This is a genomic window from Pseudomonas sp. L5B5 (genome assembly GCF_020520285.1).
Lineage (GTDB): Bacteria > Pseudomonadota > Gammaproteobacteria > Pseudomonadales > Pseudomonadaceae > Aquipseudomonas.
In genome coordinates, this window is record NZ_CP084742.1 from 1,291,773 (window position 1) to 1,317,313 (window position 25,541).

The following is a 25,541-nucleotide window of genomic DNA, read 5'->3' on the forward strand; positions in this document are numbered from 1 at the left end:
TTCAACTCTCCTTGCGCATGGAAGGTTTTCTGAAGGATCGATAGAAGATCAGCCGCCCGACCTCTGAAGGCACCTGCATGAGGCCCCACCAGAGGGCCTTGAGCTTGCGCAAGGTGGTCAGCTGATAGACACGAGCGTGAGGATTAGCAAAATCAAAAATAGGCGGCACAAAACTGGCCTTGGCCAGCTCCGCAAAAATGCTGGCTGCTGCTTGCGCAGCAGAAACCTGGGTGTTCTTGACGTCATCGCAAAGCCCCAGCGTGGTGTTGAGAATATCCTTGTACCCCTGGTACAGGGGCATCCAGAAACCATCCTCGGCGAGTCGATCGATCTCATCGAACGCATGTGGATCCAGGGACTTGGCAAAGGCATCGTTGACTTTGCGCGCGGTGATCGTGGCGGCGATCGACTGCAACAGCCAGACCCGGGCAAAGGCATTCCACAGTTCGGGGTCGCGAAAGGCGACATAGGCTCCTGCGGCGATGCGATCGCTCAGGGTGATGATGCTGTCCTGGGTCACGATGAACTCGTTGAGGGCACGGCTGCGGTAATCACCGCTGCGCACGGCATCGATCAAGCGATGGGCCAGCCCCAGGACCAGCTCCGCTCCGTTGGAGAGCTTGCGCGAGAACAGCAGGTCGTTGGTCGCCGCCCCTTCATCGAACATCAGGCAGCGGCGCTCGAGCACCGAGGGATAGACCTGGTTCAGCGGCTCGCGAACCGTCCATTCGCGTACTCGCCTGGCGCCGGACAGGTGCTTGCCCAGCCCCGGGTACTTGTCGATCAGCCCGGCCAGCACCTGATCGCCGTCCTTGCCCTGGCAGGCGTCCTCGCGCAATGACACCAGCACGCTGGCCAGCGGGTTGCGCGAATGCGCGTGGTTGTCGAAAGGAATGATGCCGACCCAGCCCTCCGCGAAGACGTGATGCAGCGTGCCGTCATGCCACCGGCCGGGGAAATCGTCGTCCACGCACTCGTCGAACGGCACCACCCCGAGCATGTGGGTGGAGAACTCCCGGGTCCGGGTCTGCAGCGGGCAGGCCAGCGACTCCAGCCCTGCCTGGCGGGCGATCACCTGGCCGGCAAGGCTGCCATCGACGATGAAATCGGCACTGACCCATCCCCCCTGTGCCACTGCCACCTTGACCCCGGCATCATCGAGCACGACCCGGGGGGCATCCTCGATCTCCACCAGTTGCACCCCGTAACGCACCGCCGCCGCCAGCAGGTAGGCGTCGATGTCCGGCCTGAACAAGTGGTTCTCGCCATGTTCGGAGGGCACGTTGAACTGCAACGCCTTGCCCATGTCCACGGCCCGAGTGCACTGGTGGTAGATGAAACCCAGGTTCTTCTTCACCCCGGATGAGGGCATGACCTTCTGGTGGATATCGCGGGTACGGGCAATGTTCTTTATTTCCGGCACCGAATACCGGTCGGCAATCAACTCGAAGATCATCGAGGTGTAGGGAATCGTCGCCTCCCCCGTCAGGTCGGGCGGCATGTGGCGGTTGCGCAGCAAGCCGACACGCACATCGTTTCTGGCCAGGCAGGCGGCGAGCATCGTCACGCTGATGCTGTTGCCTGCCAGAAGCACGTCGTAATGGTTTGGCACCTGGCCAAACAGCACATCATTCATAACCACCTCAATGGCAGATCATTCGTCAGGTATCCGGGTCACAGGCCGGTCAGGCCTCGGCCAGGCAGCCCTGCTCCCTTATCGAGCGGGCCAGGAAATCCGGCCACATCAGGCCCGGGCATTCGAGAAACTCGCGAGCCTTGATCTCCAGCTTCAGATCGCGGCGACAGCGGGCAACCATGTCCATGACCAGCAATGAATCCAGGCCGTAGTCCATCAGGCTGCCGCCATCTTCGAGCTTGGCGCGCACTTGCTCGGTCTTGACCCCCAGCAGCTGGGCGTACTGTTCCCAGACGTAGTCATCGAGCAAGGCCAGCGCGCCGGCTTCATCGACGGCCGAGAGTTGCTCCAGGATGTCGACGTTCATGCTGTCGGCAGGCCTGGCTGCCGGCGCCTGGGTGCGGATGTATTCCAGCAGCGGCTGGGGGCCGCGCGATTCCAGCAGCGGCTTGAAGCGGTTCCAGTCCACGCCCGACACCACTAGCTGGGTCAGGTCGCTGGCCAGGACCCGTGACAACAGGCCGATGTTCTGCGCCGGGGCGATCTGCTTCAGGCCGACACTGGTGAGGAAATCCAGCACCTGCTCGTCGAACAGGTGGCTGCCTCCCGCCCAGAGCCCCCAGTCGATCACCAGCGCGCTCAACCCCAGGCGCTGGCGATGCCAGGCCAGGCCATCGAGGAACTGGTTGGCTGCGGCGTAGCTGGCCACGTGCTGCGAGCCCCAGACACTGGCGATGGTCGAGCACATGACGAAGAAGTCCAGGTCCAGGCCCAGGGAGAGTTCGTGCAGCAGCCAGGTGCCTTCGACCTTCGGGCGCATGACCTGGTCGAAGCTGTCGTTGTCGACTTCCTCGAGGTCTTGCGGGATGGAGATGCCCGCCGCGTGGAAGATCCCCTTCAGCCTGTGGCCCGCGGCTGCCAGGTCGGCGAATACCCGCTGCATGTCCTGGCGCGAGGTGATGTCCGCCTGGACGTAGCGGACCTGCGAGGCGAACTCGCCGAACCGCTGCAGCTCGGCACCGACCCGCTCCAGCGGGCGGCGGCCAGTGATGACCACCTGGGCCGCGCCCTTGTCGAGCAGCCACTGGGCCATGGCCAGGCCGATTCCGCCCATGCCGCCGGTGATCAGGTAGCTGCCCCGGGCGCAAGGGGCATAGGCACGGGTGGGCAGGCGCGTCTCGCTGAAGGCGTTCAGGCGCTGGACATACCGCTTGCCAGGGCGCAGGCAGATCTTGTCCTCTGCGTCCGGGTCGATGATTTCTTCGGCCAGCGCGCGGGCCCAGTCACTGTCGCCGGGAGCCAGGTCGACCAGGGCGCCCCAGTGCTCGGGGTGTTCCAGGGCAATGGTCTTGCCGATCCCCCACAGGGGCACGGTCGCAACCTGCATGGGCTGGCCAGGGTCCAGGCCCACCGCATTCGCCCCCCGGGTGACCAGCCACAACCGGCCGCCGCGTCCGCCCAGGGCGATGACTGCCCGGATCATCTCCAGCAACGGGTGGAACAGTTGTCCCGGCAAGCTCGACAGGCCCTGCAAGGTGGTGGCGCTGGCATCCATGACGTCCATGCCATCGAGCACGATGATATCGGCGGCCAGCGCCTGCCCTTGCGCCGACAGCGGCTGCCCCGGGGCCTGGGCCAATGCGATCCGCGCGGCCTCGAGCAGCGCCTGCGGACTCAGGACCTGCGCCCGATGCCCGGCCCGCTGCAACTGCTCGACCAGTGGACGAGCCAGTTCCTGCGAACCGCTGACCAGGGTGAACAGCCGATCCGAGCGTGGCACATCGGCAGGCTTGCGGGGACGCTCCAGCCAATCGAGGCTGTACAGCACGTTCGGCTGGTACAGCGTGCCACCCGAGGCCGCGTCATCGGGAGAGGCCCCCAGGCTCACGCCCTCCAGCCGGCCCACAGGCTGGCCAGCGCCACTGTACAAAGTGCAATCGAACTGCTGCGGGTCCACCTGGCTGACGGCCAAGGCCAGGCTTTGCACTTCGTCCATGGCAGCGCGGTCGGCACTCCAGCGGCGGATGCCCGTCACCGTCCCGCCCGCCTGGTCCGGCACGGCCTGCCCGAGGTACTCCAGGACCTGGGCCAGCCGGTTGCCGTGACGGTCAGCCTCAGCCGGCAACTGCATGTGATAGACGAAGGCCCGATCCTGCATCGCTGCCGGGTCCACCGCCGCCAACTGCTCGTCATTGGCTGCGGGGAGCGCATCCAGGGCCATCGACAAGACCGCTTGCCATTCGGCGCCGGCCGCTCTTGCCGCATCGCTCAAGGCGAAGCAGCGCACCTCCCAGCCAGCGCCAGGCAATGGCTTGAGCTCGGTGAACAGGTTGAGCCGATCCTCTGGATGCATGGCCAGGGAACGCGGCAGGCTGGCCAGGCTCATCGTGTAGGACGCCAACTGCAGTTGACCGGTGAGTTCCTCGGCCAGGACCGCCAGCAGCCGGGCCGGACGCAACACCACCTGATCGTCGAGGGATTCGGCGCCCAGTGCCTGCAACTGTGCGCTGTCCAGCGTTGCTTCGAATGCCGGGGTTGGCGCATTGACCGGATGGCCCAGCAGCGCCCCCCCTTCTGTGCCAGCACTGTGCGGGGCCGAAGCACCCTTGCCCGATGCTCCAGAGGGTGCATCGAACCAGTAGCGCTGGCGCTGGAACGCATAGCTGGGCAGGGGTTGGCGCAACGCACCGTCGTGCTCGTGCATCCGCGCCCAGTCAAGATCATGCCCGGCGACATACAGCTGCGCGGCCGCCAGGCGCAGGTCCCGGCACGGGTCGCCGGCACGCCGCATGGAGGCAATGGCGACGACGTCATCCGTCTCCTCGTGGCGCCCGATCAGGGGCGTCAGTACCGCATCGCAAGCGACTTCGAAGAAGGTCTTCACCGCCAGCTCCTTGCGCAAGGTCGCGACCCCGTCGCTGAACCGGACGGCCTGCCGGGTGTGCAGGCACCAGTAGTCCGGCGAGCTCAGGCTCGACAGCGTATGCACCTGCCCCGTGGCACTGGCGATGACCGGCAGGTTCGGTTCATTGAACGACAACTGCGCCACCACCTGGCGAAAGGCCTCGAGCATCGGCTCGGTGGCAGCGGTATGGAAGGCATGGGACACGGCCAGCTGGCGAACCTTGCTGCCGCTGGCGCGCAGTTGCTCGGCCAGCGCCTGGACCTCGGCCTCTGGGCCGGCGATCACCACATCCTGCGGGCTGTTGACCGCAGCCAGCTCGATGCAGGTGCCCGGCAGGTTTTGCAGCTCGGCCTTGAGCCGCTCCTCGCTGATGCCCAGGGCATACATCGCCCCGCCTGCGGTCATCAGTTGCTGCGCCAGCCGACCACGGGCCTCCACCATGCGCAAGGCATCGGCCAGGGAGATCGCCCCGGCCACGCAGATCGCGCTGATTTCACCGAAACTGTGGCCGAACACGGCGTCGGGGGTGATTCCCCAGTGCATCCAGAGCCGGGCCAGCGCGTACTCGACAGCGAATATGGCCGGTTGCGCGTAGCGGGTCTGCTCCAGGTAACCTTCGCTGGCAGGGTCGCCATCCAGGACCAGGGTGAGCAGGTCCACCTCCATCATCGGGCTCAACAGGGCTCGGCATTCGTCGATCCGGGCCTTGAAGAACGGCTCGTGCTCATACAGCGCCTGGGCCATGCCCCGGTACTGGCAGCCCTGCCCCGGGAACAGCATCACCAGCGCCTCGGGTGCCCCCTGGCAGCGTCCGTCGAATACCTGGCCAATCACCTTGCGCGAGGCATAGGCCGCCAGTTGCTCTCGCAGCCCTTCGCGGCTGTCGGCAACGGCCGCGAAACGATGGCCGAAGTGCGAGCGACCGACATTCGCCGTGTAGCACAGGTCCCGCAGTTCGAGCTGGCTGTTGTCGGCGATGAAGCGTTCGTAGCGGCCGGCAATCTGCCGCCTCGGGGTCTCGCCCTTGGCCGAGAGGGTGAGCAGTTGCCAGGGATTGCCACGCCCCTGGCCACGCGCCCTGGGCGGCGGATCGCCCACCACCACGTGGGCATTGGTGCCGGTAACGCCGAACGAGCTGACACCGGCATGCCGCGCCTTGCCCTGGCGGGGCCAGGCGGTCGCCTCGGTCACGACCTTCAGGGCCAGGCGATCCCACTCCACTCGCGGGTTGGGGGTATGGAAGTGCACCTGGGGCACCAGGGTTTCCTGCTGCATGCACAACAGGATCTTCGCCAGCCCGGTGATGCCGGCGACAGGCTCCAGGTGCCCCATGTTGGCCTTGATCGAACCGACCAGCAGTGGGGCATCGGCCTCGCGCTGCGTACCCAGGGCCGCATGCAGGGCGCGCAACTCGATCGGATCGCCCAGTGCCGTCCCGGTGCCGTGGGCCTCGACATAATCCACCTCGTGCCCCGCGATGCCGGCCTGGCCCAGTGCCAGCCGGATGACGTCCTCCTGGGCATGGATATTGGGCACGGTGATCCCGCTGCTGGCCCCGTCGTTGTTGACCGCACTGCCCTCGATGACCGCCATGACCGGGTCCTGATCACGCACCGCATCGCTCAAGCGCTTGAGGGCCAGGATCACGCAACCTTCGGCACGCCCATAGCCGTCCGCCGCCGCATCGAAGGTCTTGCAGCGCCCGTCGGGCGCCACCGCCCGCAGCTTGCTGACCAGGATGAAGCCGTAGGGGGACAGGATCAGGTTGACCCCGCCGGCCAGCGCCACGTCGCTCTCGCGATTGCGCAGGCTGGCGCACGCCTGGTGCAAGGCCACCAGGGACGATGAACATGAAGTGTCGAGCACCACCGCCGGGCCTCTGGAACCCAGGGTGTAGGCGATGCGCCCGGCGACGAAGCTGGTCTCGCCATAGAACTGGTAGGCGTTGACGTCCTCGGCAGCCCCCAGCTGCTGGCGCAGGCGCACGTAGTCGTTGGTGCTGACGCCCATGAACACGCCCATTTTCTTGCCATGCAGGCTGTCGGGGGCAATCGCGGCATGCTCCAGGGCCTCCCAGGCGACTTCCAGGGCCAGCCGCTGCTGCGGGTCCATGCCTTGCGCTTCCTTCGGCGAGATTCCGAAGAAGGTCGGGTCGAACTGGTCCACCGCGTCGATGAACCCGCCACGCATGACATAGGCCTTGCCGGGCGCTTGCGGGTCGGGGTCGTAGTAATCGGTGCCGTACAGGCGATCGCTGGGCATGTCGCCCACCGCATCGGTGGCGTTCTTCAGCAGATTCCACAAGCGCTTGGGGGTGTCGGCATTGCCCGGCAGCCTGCATCCCAGGCCAACGATGGCGATGGGTTCGCTGGATGCCTGGGACTTGCCCGCAACCTTGTCCTTGAGCGCACGGATGGTGGTGATGGCCTGAGCCAGGCTTTCCTGCAGCTGATCCTTGCTTACATCGCGGATATCGTTATCCATAAAAGGCCTCGATCGGTGATTCTCCGGCAGTGGTCGCCCACCTGCCGGGCTAGTAGTTGGCGAGATCGCGCAACTCGTCCTCGAGTGCGCCGATCAGCTCGGCCCGTGACAGTTCATTCAGGTTCTGCGGCGCCGACGCCGGCACCCCGTGATCGGGTGCAACGGCCGTTGCGGGCTCCAGCAACTGGTCCATCAGGTAGTTCGTCACTTGCTCGATAGAGGTGTACTCGAAGCCGAAGGTCGACGGCAGGTCGATACCCAGCGCACGGTTGAGCCTTGAGCGCAGGTCCAGCGACATGACCGAGGACATGCCCATGTCGAAGAACCCCTTGCGCACATCCAGGTCCTGGTCATCGACGACACCGAACACCTGCCCTACCACCTCGCACACCAGGGCCTGCATGGCCCGCCGTTGCCGTACCGGCGGCAGGCCGCGCAGCTCGTCCAGGCGCTGTCCCTGCCCGGTGTCCTGGGTGCCGATGTGGTCGAGCAGTGGCCAGGGCAGCACGCTCAGGTACAGGCGCTTGAGTTGCGGCCAGTCGACGTTGAGCAGCCCACACGATTCCTGGCCACGCCCGAGCAGGTGCACGATGGCCTGCTCGACCTGGGCCAAGCGCAACGGCTGCAGGCCGCTGGCTTGCAGCCCCGCCCTGGCGGAAGGATCGTGCTCCAGCTCGCGTTCGTTTTGGGTCACGTGCAGCAGCTGGCAGCTCAAGCCCTGATGGCGACGCTGGGCCTGGATCCGGGCGGCAAAGGCATCGGCGATGGCGCAGGCAGCAAAACCCGCCCCACCCAACAATGAGGTGACACTGCCCATGATCAGGAAGAACGCCCGGGGGTCGTCGAGCGCCTGGTGAACCTGCTCCAGGACTTCCAGATGGCGGGTGAGCGCCTGGACCTGGAGCGTGAATTCCGGCTCGGCCAGGGCTGCCGTGTGCCAGTCGCTGCCCAGGTGGACAAACCCGCTGATGGGGCCTTCTGCCCGCAATGTTCCGAGCAGCTCTGCCAGGGCCGCGCGCCCCTCCCCTTGCAGGCGGCTGACCGACAATGCCAACGGCAGTGACGACGGCCTGTGCAGCGTTTCCGGCGCCTCGCTGAGCAGCAGCACCCGTTGAGCGCCACGCTGGGCCAGGGCCAGCAAGACAGGCTCCAGGTCGCTTCCGGGACAGGCATGGACCAGCACCGTCCCTTGCAGCGGCGGCGGGTTCAGCAACCGCGCGCCAGGGGCCTGGGCCTCGACCAGATACTGGGCCTCGAGCCGAGTCCCGTTGATCGCGAAGTGGTCATGGGTCGGTTGCCCCTGCAGCAGTTGGCAGAGGCTGGCGTAGCTTCGGCGGTCACGGTCATCGAGACGGACCAGGCCGCCCCACCAGGCAGGCTGTTCCAGGGCGAAGGTGTGCGCAGCGCCCTGCCAGGCCGCCTGGGCGGCAACTGCCGACAGCGGCGAGCCCTGCCCTGTCGGCACGACGAACCAGACCGGCCGGGGCGCTGTTGCGATACTCGAGACCGCAGTGGCCAGGGCCTGCATGAACCCGGAACACGCCATGAGCGATGGGCCGATACCCGCGTCACTCGCCGCTGTGGCTCGATCGGTACCGAGCACCAAGACCCCACGACAGGCATCGTCGGTGCTCGCCAGACGCAACGCCTGGGTGAGTGACTGCGACAACGGCTCGGCGCCGGACTGCAACTCGATGACCTTGACCGGGCAATGCCCGGCGGCGAACACCGCTTGCAGCCCGTGTGCGTCCTCGGCCTGCCAGGCCAGTACCGTCCAGTGGCCCGGAACCTGCGCGGCGAGCTCCGGCAGCGGATAGCTGCGCCACTCCTGGCCAATCATCGGTAAGTCGAAGGCTTGATCGTTGGCATCGGGCAGGTACAACGAACCAGGTTCTGCCAGCTGCGGCCCGTCGAACAGCGCAACCTGGCATCCCTGCAGATCAAGCACCTGCAGGCAGCCCGGCTTGCCATGGTCGTCATCGGACAGCACGACCCTGAAGCGGGTCGGCAGGTCGCCAAGGACCTGGACCCGGGCGAACCCGAGCAACGCGGCGGCATGGGCGCCCTCAAACAGCGCCACCACGTGCTCCAGCAGTTCGCCCTGGCGTTGCTCCGGCGTGAGCTGCGCCGCAAAGCTGCTCAAGGCTTGTCGAGCGTCCGTGGCCGACAACCCGGACAGGCTGGACACGTCGGCGTCCGCCAGTTCCTGCAGGCCCTCGCCAGGCACCGCCAGGTCTTCCGGTGCTTGCCCCTGGCAGTCGACCAGCGTGCCGCTCATGCAGACATGGCGAACCGGGTCATCGGCGCCTTGCAGTGCCAGCTCGAACCGAGCGCCGTGCCCTTGTGCCTGGAAGGTCAGGTGCGAGGTCACAAGCTGCCCGGCGCCCAAGCGCACCTGGGCAATCTGCACATCGCGGATCTGTTGCAGGCCCCGCGGGGTTTCCCCCATGGCCTGGAGCACGCCGTCGAGCAGCCAGCCGGGCTTGACCCCGTGCCCTTGGGCATCCAGTGGCGTGAAGCAGCTCGCCTGGGGCTCCAGTACACCGGACCAGTACCAGGTGTCGTCCGCCGGCCGGGCCAGCGATTGCAGGCAAGGATGGCCGGGGCGCAGGCGGGACGCCTGGCCGGGCAGTGCCGGGCTGGCTACGTCGATCCAGTAGTCATTGAGCTGCCAGGGATAGGTGGGCAGCTCGATGGCCTGGCAACCTGCCGGCAAGCGATCCGGGCAGGACGCCCGGTCCCCGTCCATGAAGGCCGTGCCCAGCCGTGACCAGGGCCCATCGCCGGCCGGTGCCTGGCCGGCATCAACCGCAGTACCGGCAAGCCAGGCCTGCAACGCTTCGCCCAGGTCGCGGCAAGTGTGGCCGTGGACCACCAGGCGCTCCTTGAACCAGGTGCGGCGCACCAGCGCGTTGTAGCAGATCACCTCGGGGCAGTGCCCGGTCGTGTCGAGGAATGCGACATAACGACTGGCCAATGCCGACAAGGCTGCCGGGCTCGCCGCAGACAGGCACAAGGCCACTGGCCCGGCGCTGTCCGACAGCGACGTGGCCGCCAATGGCCGATGGCCCTTGAGCAGCACATGCACGTTGGTCCCGGTAAAGCCGAAGGCACTGACCCCGGCGATACGCGCCTCGACGGCCTCGGGCCAGGTCACCGCCTGGCGCGCCAGCCGGAGGTTCATGGTGTCCCAGGCCACGCGGGTGTTGGCGGTGTGCAGGTGAGGTTGCGGCGGGATCAGGCCGTGTTCCACCACCAGGCAGGCCTTGATCAGTGAGGCGATGCCGGCGGCGGCCTCGAGGTGGCCGATATTGGCCTTGATCGAGGCGACAGTCAGCGCCGGCGCACTCTCGGCACGGCCTTGGCGGTAGGCATTGTGCAAGGCATTGAGCTCGATGGGATCGCCCAGCACGGTCCCGGTGCCATGGGCCTCCACATAGCCGACTTGTGCCGCGTCCACGCCGGCGTTGGCCAGCGCATCGATGATCAGGGCTTCTTGTGCCGGTCCGTTGGGAACGGTCAGGCCGGCACAGGCGCCATCGTGGTTGACCGCCGACCCCAGGATCGTCGCCACGATCCTGTCCCGGTCCTGTTCGGCAGCCGCCTGGCGCTTGAGAATGACCACGCCGCAGCCTTCGCCCCGGCCATAACCGTCGGCGCTGTCATCGAAAGTCTTGCTGATGCCATCCGCCGACAATGCACCGGCCTGCCCCATGGATTGGAAAATCGATGCCGAGGCGATGACGTTCACGCCGCCGACGATGGCAACGTCGCACTCCCCCGACCGTAAGCTGTTGCAAGCCAGGTGAATGGCGGTCAGCGATGACGAACAGGCGGTATCGACGGTCAGGCTGGGGCCGCGGACGCCAAGAAAATGCGAAAGACGCCCGCAGATTGCCGAAAACGAACTGCCCGTGCCGTAATGGGCATCCACCCCGTCGGGGCCGTTCAGGACCCGGGTTTCGTAATCGTGGGAGTTGGCCCCGACGAACACGCCGACCCGCCGATCCAGCAGTTTTTCCTGGCTCAGGCCCGCCCGCTCCAGGGCCTCCCAGGCCACCATCAGCAACAGGCGCTGCTGGGGGTCCATGCTCCGGGCCTCCTTGGGGGAGATACGGAAGAAACCTTCGTCAAAACCCGAGGGACGCTCGATCAGGCTGGCGAAACGCGCGCCCTCATCGGCGGCCGTCGCACCGGCCAGGCGCGACGGGGGCACCGGCACCACCGTCGGGGTCTGTTCGAGCATCAGCGTCCACAATGCTTCGGGAGTGTCGGCCTGGGGAAACCGGCAGGCCATGGCCACGACGGCGATCTGTGTCGCGGTCTCGGTTGGGGCCTGAACCTGGGCCAACGGCGGCGCGGCCAGCGGTTCGCTGGACAGCAACCCCTCCAGGTAATGGCTCAACCGGTTGACCGTGGGATGGTCGAAGCCCACGGTCGCCGACAGTTTGAGGCCCAGCTGCTGCTCGAGCTTGCGCTTGAACTCCACCAGGGAAATGGAATCCAGGCCCAGCTCGAAAAACCCGCGGTCCGGGTCCGGGTCGACACAGCTCGCACCGATGATCTGCGTCAGCGACGCCTGGATCTGGCCGCGCACATCAATGCTGGCCCGTGCCCTGGCCGGCTCCTGCACCCTGGCCTGCAAAACGGGCGCCGGCTGTCCGGCCTGGCTCAGCAGCACATCGTTGGCCTGGGCCCGGAGGTTGCCCTGTGCGTCGTACACCAGCACTTGCGCACGCAGCTGTGACAGTGGCTGGGCCAGCGCAGAGGGCGATGCAGGGGTGAACCAGAAACGCTCACGCTGCCAAGGATAGGCCGGCAGGTCGAACGCCTGCTCCCTGGGCTGGTAGCCCTGCCAATCCGGATTCACACCCTGCTCATACAGCCGGGCGAGCACCTCGGCCAGCCCGGTGGTGGCGTCGCCCTGCTTGTGCAGGGCTGCACACACCAGCCCCTCGACCCCCTTGTCGGCCAGGGCCTGATTGATCGACGACGCCAGCACCGGGTGCGGGCCCAGCTCGACGAACAGCCGGTGGCCCTGGTCGACCAGATAGTCGATGGCGCGGTCGAAGCGCACGGCCCCCCGAGCGTTGTCGAGCCAGTACTGGGCATCCGCCGTCACCTGGGCATCGGGCATCGCGCTGGTGGACACCCACGGCGTTGCGGCCGGCAAGGCCTGCAGGCCCTCGAGCCCCGCGTGGATGGCCTCCAGGCAGGCATCCATCTGATAGGAGTGGAAGGCATACTCGGCTGGCATCAGGTACGTGAAGATGTCTTCGTTGCGCAGCTGTCGATCCAGTTCCAGCACCGCCTGCGGGCTGCCGGACACCGCGCAACTGCTGTGACTGTTGACCACCGACAGCTCCAGCTGCGGTTCGGCCGCCAAGCGTGACTGGAGCGTCTGTGCAGGCAAGCCCACCACCAGCATGCGGCCCTGGCCCCGGGTATGTTGCATGGCCTGGGCCCGGTGGTGGATCACCCGCACGGCCGACTCCAGGTCCAGCGCCCCGGCACAGTAGGCCGCAGCCACCTCACCCATCGAGTGCCCGACCACTGCGGCCGGGGTCACGCCCCACTGGCGCAGGCACTCGGCGAGCGCCACCTGGATCGCGAAGATGCACGGCTGGGCCACCTCGGTGAGGTGCAACCGGGAAACCTCCTGGGGGCTGCGCAATTCGGCCTCGATCGACCAGGACGCCCAGGCGGCCATGGCCTCATCGCAACGCCTGATCATCGACAGGAACGCCGGTTCGCGCTCCAGCAGGTCCTGGGCCATCCCGACCCATTGGGCGCCCTGGCCGGTGAACACGAAGACCGGTGTAAGCTCGACGTCCTCGTCTGTCACGCAAGCCGCGCGAGGCGCTGTCAGTTGCGCCAGGCGGGATTTCAACTGCGGGCCACTGGTGCCCACCACCGCCTGGCGCCAGGCAAAATGACCACGACGATGCAGGGCACTGGCAACGAAAGCCTGCAGTTGCCCGTCATCCTGTTCCGGCAGGTGTTCGGCATAGGCGCGGCCCTGGTCGACCAGGCCCTGGGCCGATTTGGCCGACACCGGGAGGATCCAGGGACGGTGGCCCATCGCGGGTACCTGTTGCGCCGAGGCCTGGCGATAGGCGCTGGCATCCTCGAGGATCAGGTGCACATTGGTGCCGCTGAGCCCGAAGCCACTGACCCCGGCCAGGCGCGTACGCCCGGGCAAGGCTTCGAGCGCCGTGGGAATGGACAGCCTGGATCGCTTCCAGTCCACCAGTTCATTCAGTCGTGTGAGGTGCAGTTGCGGCGGCACCTCGGCATGCTCCAGGACCATCATGGCCTTGATCACGCTGGCCATGCCGGCTGCCGCATCCAGGTGGCCCATGTTGGCCTTGACCGAACCGACCAGCAGCGATCGCTCGCGCGCCTGGAACACCCGGTCCAGCGAGGACAGCTCGATAGGGTCGCCCAGGGGGGTTCCCGTGCCATGGGCCTCGACGTAGTCGATGTCGTCCACCCCCAGCCCGGCCACTTGCAGGGCCTCGGCGATCACCGCAGCCTGGGCGTTGGCGTTGGGCACGGTCTGGCCGGCACTGGCGCCGTCCTGATTGATGGCCGAACCCCTGATCACGGCCTGGATCGGATCACCGTCGCGCTGGGCATCCACCAGGCGCTTGAGCACCACCACCCCGCAGCCCTCGCCCCGGACGATGCCGTCGGCTGCGGCATCGAACACCCGGCAACGCCCGCTGGGGGAAATCGCCCTGATCTGGCTCATGTAGATCGTCAGGTCCGGTGCCAGCATCAGGTTCACCCCGCCTGCCAGTGCCAGGTCCGCTTCGCCGGCCTGCAAGGCGCGACAGGCCAGGTGCATGGCCACCAGGGAGGAAGAACAGGCCGTGGTCACGGTCATGGCCGGGCCGTGCACGCCGAGGTGGTAGGCGATTCGTCCAGCGCCAAAGCTGAACTCCTTGCCCGCGGCGTAATAGGGGTTGATCTGCTCGACGCCGGCCTCGCGTGAATGCAAGGCTAGGTAGTCCATGCCCAGCATCCCGACGTAGACCGCCGTGCGGCTGCCCTTGAGCTGCTCGCGGGTCATGCCGGCACGGGCCACGCTTTCGCAAGCGACCTCGAGCAACAAGCGCTGCTGGGGGTCCATTTCCCTGGCCTCGGATGCCGAGATGCCGAAGTAATGCGCATCGAACTGATCGATTTGCGGCAGGAACGCCCCCACCTTGCAGTAGGTCGTACCGGTCTTGGCGGCGTGTTCGTCGTAGATCGCCTCCGAGTCCCAGCGTTGAGTGGGCACCGGTCCGACAAAATCGGTCCCAGTACGAAGGAGTTCCCAAAATGCCTCGGGGGTCGATGCGCCTTTGGCAAAGCGACAGCCACTCCCGATGATTGCAATGGGCTCGAAATTCATGGGCGCGCGGGCATCCATTCAGTCATCTCCTTCGACTGGGTATGTGTGTGTGTTGTCTTAGAACGTTGGTTTGGCGGTGGGTACTTGCATGTCGCCCAGGTACTTGTGCCAGAGGTGTTCAGGGTCGCTTTCGACGGCCGCGATGATCTCGCGCATCTTGTCCAGTACTTCCAGACGCTTGCCGCTGTAGACGTCCCCCTGGAGCAGCTGGAGGATGTCCAGGCGATAACGCGGGTCCTGGACAAAGGCGGTGAACAGGATGTTCAAGCGGTAGTAGAGCGTGATGAACTCGTACCAGTTCTTGATGCCGTTCCTGATCATGCCTTCGTAGCGAGTGAAGCTCGGCTTGCGGAAGTCGTTGTTCTTGACCGCCTCGATGATGTCGCCGCTGGCGATGCGTGCACTGTTGAGGGCAACGCTGACACCACTGGAGAAAATCGGGTCGACGAACCGCGCGGCATCGCCAATCAGCACGAAACTGTCGCCGCACACTTCCTTCATGCCGTAGCTGTAGTCCGCCTCTTTCTTGAATGGGCGCAACCGCTCCGATGCCTTGAGGGCATCGTGGAGATTTTCCCGGGTCTTGACCGCTTCCCAGAAGAACTCTTCGTACGAAAGGTTGGAGTTGGTGTAGTTCTGCTTTTGCGTGACCACACCGACGCTGGTGATGGTCTCGGTGATCGGAATCTGCCAGACCCAGGTGTTGGTCAACGGCAGGAAGTGGATGAAGATGTAGTCCACCTTCTCCGGGTTCTGGGTCGCCGACTTGCGGTCAAAATTGTCGAACCAGGAGTGGATGGCAAACTGGTTGAAGACCGGGTCCTTTTCCCGCAGGCCCAGGCGTCGGCCCAGCAGCACGTTGCGACCACTGGCATCGACCACCATCTTGGCCTTGATCTCGACACTGCGCTTGCCCAGCTTGGCATTGACGATGACATTGCCCGGGCTGATGAACTCGACGTCAGCCACCTCCACGCCCTGGAACACCTTGGCGCCCAGCGAACCGGCGTGTTCCAGCAGGATACGGTCGAATTTGCCGCGGTCGACGTGGTAGGTGAAATCGCGATCGACGCCTTCCTGCTTGCGCTCGTTGAACAGGATTTCCGCCGAACGGAAATCATGGTCCAGCCCCTGGAACCCCATCTTGTCCTCGGGGCCCGAATCAGCCGAGGTCCAGGCGGCACCGAACTTCTTGGGGAAGTTGGCCTTTTCGATCTTTTCCATCACCCCGATGTCCAGCAATACCGGAGTGGTAGCCGGCACCAGCGATTCGCCGACATGCTCGCGCTCGAACAGGTCCTTTTCGAACACCGCGCACTTGACACCCTCTTTTGCCAGATAGGAGGCCATGGTCGCGCCCGCCGGCCCGCCTCCGATAATAACTACATCATAATCATGATCGTTCATTGCACACTCCCTGTTATGCGCACTCGGCCTTTAGTTGCTCGACAGTCTTTGATATTGCATTCAGGTCTTTGAAGTACCTGCCGGTAATGTGCGTACTTGGTATGGAAACGCCCATTTCATCCCTGATGTAGACCATCAGCTTGACGATATTCATTGAATTGAGAATGCCCCACTCAAGTAGTGGAGTCTGATCATCCAGTTCATCATCTTTTGCACTTGGCCCGATCAGGTCCGCCATGATGTAACGACGAATTCGTTCTTTTATTTCCGCTCCGTCCATAGACGTACACTCCTGAAGTCGACAATCGTGGGTTGGAAGAACCCCTCCACAATCGGCAATAAGAAGGCACTTGGGAATAGTCTGTTTTGCAAAACGCCTTTGCACATTCGCAAAGGTGAAAGGCCTCTCGGAGGCAATGGATGCGGGAACTAACGATATTTCACAAAAATGACAGCCTGCCTCCGTTCAAGGCCCCGAGGGGTTGCCCAGCACAGTTTTGCCATGTTGCGCAATTAGCCACTTGAACTATTCAGCCTCGGATAGCGCAACCTCGGGCATGAACTTAAGCCCTGTTACGATTCCAAATGGAACAACAGTACCTCTTTGAAACCTTATGAATTGATTTTCATCAACTGAACTAAACACAGCAATCCGTGCGACTTGACAAACAAAAAGTCTAGCCGTACTAAAGAGGCGGACGTAATTTATCTGTAACCGCTCCATACAAAAATAAGACACTGCAGATTCTAAAAGGATTTAGAAATGAAGGCGCTTGGCGTTGTCAATGACATAGACCTTTATATATCCGTGACCAAGACGGGCAGCTTTTCCGAGACCGGCAGACGACTCGGAATTCCACCTTCGTCCGTCATGCGCAGAATCAACAGCCTGGAAAAAGAGCTGGAAACCTGTCTGTTCAACCGTTCGACTAAGTGCCTGGTACTTACCGACATGGGGTTGATATTCCTCGAACATGCGAAAAACATTTCCAGAAGCATTGTGCATGCCCGCACCGACATAAAAGAGCACACGGCTTCGACGATGGGCGTGCTGAAGGTTTCAGCTCCACTGGCCTTCGGTCGACGCCATGTCGCGCCCTTGCTGAGTCGCATCCTGAATCACCATCCAGGACTGAAGATCGATTTCTCCCTCGACGATCGAGTGGCCGATCCGAGTACCGACAATGTCGACGTCTGCATCAGGCTGGGCATCTTGCCGGACAGCGACCTGATCCCCTCGAAACTCGCGGACATGCGCCGCATCCTCTGTGCAAGCCCCGCCTACATCAGGCAGCACGGTTGCCCCCAGACCCTGGACGACCTGGCCCAGCACGCGTGCCTGATCCACAGCACCTGCAGCAACCTGTCCCTGAGCTGGCAGTTCAAGGTCGGGGGCCTGTTCAGAAAGCTCATCCCCGACAGCCGGCTCTCGGTCAACAGCGCAGAGCTGCTGGTGGACGGCGCCCTTCAGGGCATCGGGATCATTCATGCGCCGACCTGGCTGGTACACGAACAGATCGCCAGCGGCCAGCTCGTGTCCTTTCTCGATGAATATTGCGTGAGCGCTCCCCAGCACGGCGCGATCTACGCACTGAGGGCTCGCAGCAGCGTGGTTCCGGCCAAGACCAGCCTGTTCATCAACGAGTTGAAGCGCTCGATCGGCAACCCGCCGTACTGGGAACTTCCATTTACCAAGGCGGCCCCGCTGTCCATGCCGCCCCTGCATTTCGACAGCGTGATACAGGCATCGCTTTCCCGCATTTCCACCCTGCAGAACAAGAGCCAAGCATGATGAACAAGTACGACGTGATTATCATCGGCAGTGGCATCAGCGGCGCACTCATGGCCGCGATCCTTGCCAAGGCCGGCCTGAGCGTACTGGTACTCGACGCAGCCCAGCATCCCAGGTTTTCCATCGGCGAAGCCATGACACCCGAGAGTGGCTTGTTGCTGCGCCTGCTCTCGCGGCGCTTCGGCATCCCGGAAATCGAGTACCTCGCAAGCCCCGAGAAAATCATCCAGCACGTTGGCTCCAGCGCCTGCGGGATCAAGCTGGGGTTCAGCTTCGCCTGGCACCAGGAAGGCGCGCCCTCGTCCTCTGAACACCTGGTGGCCCCACTGCTGGATGCGCCGGAAGCGCACCTGTTCCGACAGGACGTCGATGCCTTCGCCCTGCTGATAGCCCTGAAGTACGGAGCCGAGCTGAAGCAGAATATCCGGATCGAGAACATCAGCCTGGACACCAACGGGGTCGAGGTCCGACTGCCCAATGACGAAGTGCTGCAGGCTGCATTCGTCATCGATGCCGCCGCCCAGGGCGCCCCGCTCGCCCGCCAGCTGGGCGTACGCACCACCGAGGGGCTGGAGACCGATACCTGCTCGTTCTTCACCCATATGCTCAACGTCAGGAGCTACGAAGACGCGCTCGCCCCGCTGTCCCGCAGCCGCTCTCCCATCGAGCTGTTCCAGAGCACCCTGCACCATATTTTCGAAGAGGGCTGGCTGTGGGTGATTCCCTTCAACAACCACCCACAGAGCACCAACCAGCTGTGCAGCGTCGGGTTTCAGTTCAACCACGCCAAATATCGCCCGACCGAGGCGCCCGAGGTCGAGTTTCGCAAACTGCTGAAAAAGTACCCGGCCATTGCCGAGCACTTCAAGGAGGCGGTCAACGCCAGGGAGTGGATCTATGCGCCACGCATCAACTATCGCAGTACCCAGTGTGTCGGCGATCGTTTCTGCCTGCTCCCGCAAGCGGCCGGGTTCATCGACCCGCTGTTTTCCCGGGGCCTGATCACCACATTCGAGTCGATCCTGCGGATGGCGCCCAAGGTCCTGGAAGCGGCCCGTACCCATGACTGGCAAAGAGCGCACTTCATCGACGTCGAGCAGCATTGCCTGAATGCCGTGAGCACCAACGATCAACTGGTGTCCTGTTCGTACGAGGCATTCAAGGACTTCCACCTGTGGAACGTCTGGCATCGGGTGTGGCTCAGCGGCTCCAACCTCTGCTGCGTGTTCCTCAAGGGCCTGCTGGACGAGCTGGAACAGCACGGCGACGGCCCGCGGTTCGACCTGGCGCTCCAGGCTGCACGCTTTCCGGGCTGCGTCTCCCTGGATTCGCCCACCTACGAGCATCTGTTCGCGCAATCGTGCCAGGTCGTGCGCCAGGCCAAGGACCAGGGTTGGCCAGCCGCCGACACAGCCCGGGCCCTGCATGACCTGCTCAAGGAGCACGAGCCCCAGTTGCTGCCCTTTGGCTACTCGAAGATTTCCAATCGGTTCATCGTCAAGGCCCCGGTGGCGCCCGACTGATCAATCAGCGCCAGGCCAGGGCGCGTACTGCCAACGAGCGGCAGGAGCCCTCACGTACTGCCCGGCCTGCCAGCAACACCCCGGGTCAGCGACAGATACCCCCGCCGCATGCTCAGGCTCATCGCCGCCTGGGGTTTGCCCAGGTACCGACGAGCGGCGCGAGCTCCTCTCGGCAACACAGGCACCCGCTGATCAGCGGGTGATCCGGGTCGCCGTCGGGAAAGGTGACCGTGACCTCCGCCCCCGCTCGCAACGGCGTCCGTTCACAGCCCCAACTGGACACCCCTGACAACCAGCAACGGCTCTTGTCGTCGAATCGACCTTCGCGGTCCCAGGGGAACATGACCTTGACGCTTGCCTGGGGTCGCCCCAACAACCCCACCTGCTCATCCAGGGCGACCACGACAGCTCGCTGATCCGGCACCTGGGGTTTCTTGTGGATCAGGACAGGGCGGTAGGTCGTGCTCCCTGCAAGAACCGTGAAACGGCTACGGTATCCGTGAAGGAAGCCACCCTCGTCAGCGGCGCTGCCAGCGTTGCCTCCTGGTATTCGCGGCTGCTTGCCTTCATGGATGATCTCGGTCAGCAGCCACGGATCGTTGCACTCCAGGCCCGGATAGCCGGAAAGGCCCACGACATGCCCACTGGCCAGGCCCGGTTGCTCGCCTTGCCCTTCATGGCGATCGATCCAGTAGCGGCGCTCCGCGGCAGGCATCACGCCCTGCCCGGCCGACCCACCGGCCCCCCTGCCACGCGCTTGTCCAAAGGACGCAGGCGAGCCAATGCGGGGAAACACCGCCTGGTCATCCCCAAACACCAGTACATGGCCCTTGGGGCTGTGCTGGAAGTGGAAGTGAATGCCCTCCTCCTCGCACAAGCGCTGGATGAAGTGCAAATCCGTTTCGTCGTACTGGGTGCAGTAATCGCGCGCGCGATAGTTCGCCTTCAACTCAAGCCGATAGGCATCGCCCAGGATCCCGTGCTCTTCCAGGATCAAGGCGACAATCTTCGGCACCGGGAACCGCTGATAGATCCTGCGGTTGACGCCGTGGCGCAAGTAGGACAAATGCGGTACGAGCACCAGGTTGTAGCGATCCGCGTTTTGCTGAATGTGATAGATCCGCCCATGAACACCGTTGCCCCGGGTGTCGAAGGCCAGGAAAGCCTCGATATCGACAAGGCGCTGGAAATCCATTCCAGGCTGCCCGCCAACAAGCTCCACCGTAAAGAAATAAGGCTTGCTGATCGCCTCCTCCCCAGAGAAGGCAAGCACTTGAAAATCATGCTCGAAGCCGTCGATCGTCAAACTGAAATGGGTCTGATTGGCTGGGATGAACATCCGCTGTTCTCTTCCTGCATGAAGCATTGATTGACACTGTCACAGACAGCAATGTCAGAGACCGGGCACATCCGGCCCGGGACCGCTACGAGGAGCCTGCGTGTCCAGACATCAAAATGAGAGGTGATGAAACTTCACTCTTGGGGCTCGCAGTAACGGTTCATTGCAGAACACGTGGGGGGACACCTGCGCCCCACCCATTCAGCATCGCCAGGTCCGCTTAAATACTGCTCTTGACCTTGGTCCAGACTCGCGTGCGAATTCGCTCCAGCTTCAATGGCAACGGTTCGAGGGGAACCAGGGTGGCCACTGTGGTTTTATCTGGATAGATCCACGGATTGTCTCGCAACTTTTGTTCGACAAACTCGGCGGCATCTTTATTGGCATTCGGATACAACGTGTGGTTTGAAGTCTTGGCGATAACTTCCGGCTGCATCATGTAGTTGATAAATGCCATTGCTTCCCTGGGATGCGGGGCATCTTTCAGCACTACCAGGTTTTCCGACCAGACCAGTGCACCTTCGCGAGGCAGACTGTAGGTAATCCTGCGCCCGGTATTGCTCTTTTCATTGACCGCCTGCGCTGCAAGTGCACCATTGGCCCAACCCACTACTGCACAGATATTGCCGTCCGCCAGATCGGTATCGATTTTGGATGAATCGAAATAGACAATGTAAGGGCGAATCTTCAACAGCAACTCTTGAGCTTTTTGATAATCATCCGGATTGCGACTGTTGCTGGGCAGCCCCAGGTAATGCAAGGCAATCGAAATTATTTCGCTGGGAGAATCAAGCATTGCCACGCCGCAGGACTGGAGTTTGCTGATGTTCTCTTCCTTGAAGATCAAGTCCCAGCTATTGACTGGAGCATCATCGCCCAATGCCGCTTTGACTTTATCCACATCATAACCAATGCCGGTAGTGCCCCATAAATAGGGTACGGCATAACGATTACCAGGATCGTTGACAGCGAGTTGGGCCAAGAGATCAGGGTCGATATGCGACAAGTTGCCCAGTTGACTGCGATCCAGTGGTTGCAGTACCCCCGCCTGGATCAGGCTCGGCAGCACATTGGACGTTGCCACGACCACGTCATATCCCGTGCGCCCGGCCATGACCTTGCTTTGCATGATGTCGGCACTGTCAAATGCATCCATGTGAATCCTGATGCCTGCTTCGCGCTCGAACTCCTTGGGAGTCTGGGGTGCAATGAGCCCGAACCAGTTGTACAGGTACACTCCGGGCTCCGCAGCCGCCACTGATGTGTTTATTCCTGCACAGAGAAACACGGCCGAAAAAATGATTCGCAAATGTGATTTTCTCATGCAACATCCTTGTCAAGACGACGTGCCTTCATGGCTATCGTGAACCCCGGCAGTGAATATACCGGTCGTTAACGAATAGTAAATACCTACGAATACTTACCCTTTACCTACGACTTGCTAACCCTAAAGGGGTAGAAAATGTCACTCGACCTTCAGAACCTGGCCTGGCATCGCTCGATCGGAAAACTGATCACGCAGTTGAATCGCCCGGACTTCTGGAGTTCGCTGGTTCGCACATTGAATGAGCATGTGCCAATCGACAACTGGGTCGTATTGATCTTTAGCGATAAACACATTCAGGTGGTCAGCCTCCCTGAAGTTGCGGATACAGAAGAAGTCGATGCCTTCACTCAACGCTATGTCAAAGGGCTTTACTTGCTGGACCCATTCTACATAGCCAATCGAGAGAATCCGCAGAGTGGTTTCTTTCATCTTCTGGATATCGTGCCGGAGTACTTTCTTGAAACCGAGTACTACAATGAATACTTCGCACAGTATATTTCCGTAGATGAAGTGCAATACAACGTCCAACTCGATGCAGACCGGACGTTGTGCATTTCAGTTGGCAGTCGTACCCATTTCAACCAGAACCAGATCACCCTGCTCGACATCATCAAGCCATGGGTCATGGCACTCATGCACCAGCGCATGCACTTCGAGGTCGACGTAGATAAAAGCGTCCATGCACTCCATCCATGGTCAGCAACCATTACCCAACTGGGCACACAGATCACCACGCGTGAAAGCGACGTGCTGCGGTTGTTGCTGAGCGGGTTCTCCAGCAAAGAGATCGCGGGGAAACTCTCCCTCTCGGCAGAGACGATAAAGGTTCACCGCCGCAATATTTACGCAAAGCTGAAGATCAAGTCGCAGTCCGAACTGTTCGCGCGCCTGTGCATGCCCAAACAGGACATTTCAGCACCGGATTGAACCCGGCACTCACGCCTCGAATGACCTTCCGCTCGCCATGGCCGCCCTGTTCGGCAGGAGGAGTGCAAGTGGCTGGCGCTAGGCGACGCCGGGCGGCCATGGCTTGACGTCGTTCCTGTCCGGTGGACCGAACAACTCCACCTCCCATTCCTCGAACCCGGGCCGGGCCTGATAGTGCGGATCACAATACTGGCGGATGTACTGGGCGGCCCGGTACTCGGCATATTTGGCATTGACCGGTACGCCCTGCTCGTCCAGCTCAAGCACATTGGCGAAGATCGCATAGGCGGCTTCCAGCATGCCCGGCTCCTCCACCATGCAGGCGCGATAGTCGATGCCCTCCAGCAACGGATGGCCCAGGGTGCCATTGGCCACCCAGAAACTGAACGTGCGCAAGGCCCCGGAAAATTCCGGGCTGAGTTTCTTCGGATAACGCATCAGATTCACCTGTGCTTGATCGGGGGCGCATTCTCGTTTGCCAGGCGCCAGGAGCACAAGCCTGGGCCGAACTGGTTCCCACGCCCTGCCCAACCCGGCACAATGCCGCCCGCGGCCAGTACCTTCCCGGTGGCCCGAACTATTCCAATGCTCGCAAGGATCGCCCGTTGAACCTCCTGCAGAAACTGCTCAACGCGTTCAAGAAAACCACTCCCGCATCCCACCACGATGCCACCCCCGCCAGCGCGCCCGAGATCAGCAGCCAGGCCGACCTCGAGCCTGAGTCCAGCGCCGAAGAGCAGGCCCGCACGGCCTTGTTCGATACCGGCGCTGCCTGCCTCGACCGCCATTGGCAAGGCATCGGCACCTGCGAACAGGATGTGCTGGGCTTCGCCATCAGCCCAAGCTTCATGGGTGGCTCCCACTGGCCCTCCACTCGCCAGGCCTATCGCATCGTACGTCGACCCAACAGCATCATTCTGGCCACCGACGGCCTGTCCGATCCGTTCGACGATGTCGAAGGCGATGAGCTGGGCAATGGCTTTGAAATGGAGCTGTTCATCGACACCCCGGATATCCCCGCTAACGCCCAGGGACCGCTGGGTGAAGTCTATCCGTTCGCCGACAGCTGGTGCTTCGAGCTGCTGCGCTGCGTGGCCGCTACCGTGGCCGATGCCGGTGGCTATCGCTCGCGCCTGGAACGTCACGGCGTGCTGTCCCTGGAGTTGCCCGGCGTCAGCGACTCTCGCGCCATGAGTGAACAGTTGCCGGCGCACTTCGTCAGCACCGATGACTGCGCCGGCGTGCTGATCGGCGGCCCTGCGGCCAGTTTCCCCACCACCGTGGCGGGCATGCCCCTGTCGCCCGTGATCCTGGTGCCGGTGGTGCTGATCACCGCCTCGGAACTGGACTACGTGCGCAATGGCGGCGCCCAGGCCCGCCAGGATCTGGTCGCCCGGCTGGAGGCCGCCGGCCTGGGCCATGTCAGCCATCTGCAACGCGCCAGCGTGATCTGAGCCAGCCAGGAGCCCGTCGATGTCCGAACAGCCGTCGTTCTTCACCTTTCATCTGTTTGCCGCACGCTTCGCCAGTCACGCCGAGGCCGAGCTGTTCGCCTTCGAACAATGGGAAGCCGAACCCGGCCCCGAGGCCAGTGATGCTCAATACCAGGCCTGGGAGGACAACAATCCCTCCTGGCGCCTGGCACAGGAACTGGGCCTGCACCTGGACTCGGACTTCATCGAACTGCTGCCCCGGGAAGAATACCCGCGCTACCTGGAGTCGCTGATCAGCAGCGAAGCCGAGCAACAGCAGCTGCGTACGCTGGTCTCCAGCGACCATAGCCACTTCATCCTCGTCGCCAGCGCCGCGCTGGATGATCAGCAACCTGCCCTACAGGGCACCACGACCCTGGACTACCTGGGCTTATTCAATCCAATCCTGCCATGAACAAAATCCTTGCCTTACTGCTGCTCGGCAGCCTGCTTGGTGGCTGCCAGAGCGGCCCCAACGCCCAGAACGACTCCATGGTCGGCCTGCGCTGCTGGCACTACCGCGACCAGGAGACCATCTCCCGGGAGATGCTCGACTATATCCGCCGCCAGGGCGAAGCCGGCAACTCGATGTGCCAGACCTTGCTCGCCACCCTGTACGAACGTGGTCATGGAGTCGCGCAGGATACTGCCCGGGCCAAAGCCCTGTATCTCTCGCAGGCCCAGACAAACCCAAGGGCCTACCACCATCTCGGGCGCCTGGACGAACAAGAGGCCGACTACCTCCTGGCCAGGGATCACTACCAACGTGCCGCGGCGGTGGGGAGCAGGGAAAGTACCCTGGCCCTGGCCAGGTTGATGGAAGAAGGCAAAGGCGGCCCGCAGGACCTTCCAGGCGCGCAGCAGATGTATTTCAGCGTTCTCAAGCAGAGCGGCGACGATGCCTGGAAAGGCATCGACCGGCTGCGTGACCAGGGCCTGGAGCTCAATGCCGAGCTACAAGCGCGGTACAACCAGGTCTGGACCGCCTCAGCCAGGAGCCGGCTCAGCCTCAAGCTCCGACTGCTCCAGCACCGAACGCTCGGCAAGCTCAAGCTCGGACCTGACGTAAAGCCCGTGGTGGTCGAGGTGCAGTTCGTGCCCGGCTCCGCCGAGCCGCGGCTCAAGCTGCTGGAAAGCTCCGGCGACACGCCCCTGGACCAAACCATCCTCCAGAACCTGGGCAGCTATCGTTTTGTCGGCCAGCCAATCCCCCAGGCCGGCCAGGATGACTGGCGGGTAAAGGCCCATATCGACCCCCATGCCAGATGACCCGGCCTTTTGGCCCAAAGTGCGCACCTGCGATCGAGCGGAGATTCCGCTGACGGGCACT

The 25,541-nt window shown here is 63.2% G+C and carries 14 protein-coding genes; 6 read left to right on the forward strand and 8 right to left on the reverse strand.

The window, feature by feature from the left end; all coding sequences use genetic code 11:
- Nucleotide 1: 1 nt before the first annotated feature.
- From LGQ10_RS05910 to LGQ10_RS05930, 5 genes are read right to left on the reverse strand one after another with little or no spacing between them, the layout of a single operon-like run.
- On the reverse strand, nt 2-1,636 hold the full coding sequence (locus LGQ10_RS05910) for an NAD(P)/FAD-dependent oxidoreductase (RefSeq protein WP_058434706.1): 1,635 nt from the start codon (nt 1,634-1,636) through the stop codon (nt 2-4).
- A 49-nt stretch (nt 1,637-1,685) separates the two neighbouring features.
- Nucleotides 1,686-7,025, reverse strand: coding sequence for a type I polyketide synthase (locus LGQ10_RS05915; RefSeq protein ID WP_226524935.1), 5,340 nt, complete (start codon nt 7,023-7,025; stop codon nt 1,686-1,688).
- Between the two features lie 49 nt (nt 7,026-7,074).
- Nucleotides 7,075-14,442, reverse strand: coding sequence for a type I polyketide synthase (locus tag LGQ10_RS05920; protein ID WP_226524936.1), 7,368 nt, complete (start codon nt 14,440-14,442; stop codon nt 7,075-7,077).
- Nucleotides 14,443-14,481: 39 nt separating this feature from the next.
- Nucleotides 14,482-15,831, reverse strand: a complete 1,350-nt coding sequence (locus tag LGQ10_RS05925) for an NAD(P)/FAD-dependent oxidoreductase (RefSeq protein ID WP_226524937.1) — start codon at nt 15,829-15,831, stop codon at nt 14,482-14,484.
- 13 nt (nt 15,832-15,844) lie between these two features.
- Nucleotides 15,845-16,111, reverse strand: a complete 267-nt coding sequence (locus LGQ10_RS05930) for a phosphopantetheine-binding protein (RefSeq protein ID WP_058434949.1) — start codon at nt 16,109-16,111, stop codon at nt 15,845-15,847.
- Between the two features lie 483 nt (nt 16,112-16,594).
- Between LGQ10_RS05930 and LGQ10_RS05935 the strand changes: the two genes are divergently transcribed.
- Nucleotides 16,595-17,623 (forward strand): LysR family transcriptional regulator, encoded by a 1,029-nt coding sequence (locus LGQ10_RS05935; RefSeq protein ID WP_226524938.1) that lies wholly within the window; start codon nt 16,595-16,597, stop codon nt 17,621-17,623.
- A complete protein-coding gene (locus LGQ10_RS05940; protein ID WP_226524939.1) occupies nt 17,620-19,146 on the forward strand; it encodes an NAD(P)/FAD-dependent oxidoreductase in 1,527 nt (508 codons plus the stop codon). The genes LGQ10_RS05935 and LGQ10_RS05940 overlap by 4 nt, the downstream gene beginning before the upstream one ends.
- Before the next feature lie 118 nt (nt 19,147-19,264).
- Here LGQ10_RS05940 and LGQ10_RS05945 read toward each other — a convergent pair whose 3' ends face one another.
- Both LGQ10_RS05945 and LGQ10_RS05950 read right to left on the reverse strand, forming a co-directional pair.
- Nucleotides 19,265-20,485, reverse strand: coding sequence for a contractile injection system protein, VgrG/Pvc8 family (locus LGQ10_RS05945; RefSeq protein ID WP_226524940.1), 1,221 nt, complete (start codon nt 20,483-20,485; stop codon nt 19,265-19,267).
- 220 nt (nt 20,486-20,705) lie between these two features.
- Nucleotides 20,706-21,809, reverse strand: coding sequence for a polyamine ABC transporter substrate-binding protein (locus tag LGQ10_RS05950; RefSeq protein ID WP_058438879.1), 1,104 nt, complete (start codon nt 21,807-21,809; stop codon nt 20,706-20,708).
- 138 nt (nt 21,810-21,947) lie between these two features.
- Between LGQ10_RS05950 and LGQ10_RS05955 the strand changes: the two genes are divergently transcribed.
- Nucleotides 21,948-22,739: a LuxR C-terminal-related transcriptional regulator gene (locus LGQ10_RS05955; protein ID WP_226524941.1), complete on the forward strand. Its 792-nt coding sequence runs from the start codon at nt 21,948-21,950 to the stop codon at nt 22,737-22,739.
- Nucleotides 22,740-22,817: 78 nt separating this feature from the next.
- Here the strand turns inward: LGQ10_RS05955 and LGQ10_RS05960 are convergent, their stop codons facing one another.
- Entirely contained in the window at nt 22,818-23,177 is a 360-nt protein-coding gene (locus LGQ10_RS05960; RefSeq protein ID WP_226524942.1) for a hypothetical protein, read from the reverse strand.
- 167 nt (nt 23,178-23,344) lie between these two features.
- Between LGQ10_RS05960 and LGQ10_RS05965 the strand changes: the two genes are divergently transcribed.
- The 3 genes from LGQ10_RS05965 to LGQ10_RS05975 are packed head-to-tail and all read left to right on the forward strand — an operon-like array spanning nt 23,345 to nt 25,480.
- Nucleotides 23,345-24,193, forward strand: a complete 849-nt coding sequence (locus LGQ10_RS05965; RefSeq protein WP_226524943.1) for a suppressor of fused domain protein — start codon at nt 23,345-23,347, stop codon at nt 24,191-24,193.
- A gap of 19 nt (nt 24,194-24,212) precedes the next feature.
- The gene (locus LGQ10_RS05970; RefSeq protein WP_226524944.1) at nt 24,213-24,626 is read left to right on the forward strand and encodes a hypothetical protein; all 414 of its coding nucleotides are present in this window, start codon (nt 24,213-24,215) and stop codon (nt 24,624-24,626) included.
- A complete protein-coding gene (locus LGQ10_RS05975) occupies nt 24,623-25,480 on the forward strand; it encodes a tetratricopeptide repeat protein (protein WP_226524945.1) in 858 nt (285 codons plus the stop codon). Before LGQ10_RS05970 ends, LGQ10_RS05975 begins: the two co-directional genes overlap by 4 nt.
- The last annotated feature ends 61 nt before the right edge of the window (nt 25,481-25,541 follow it).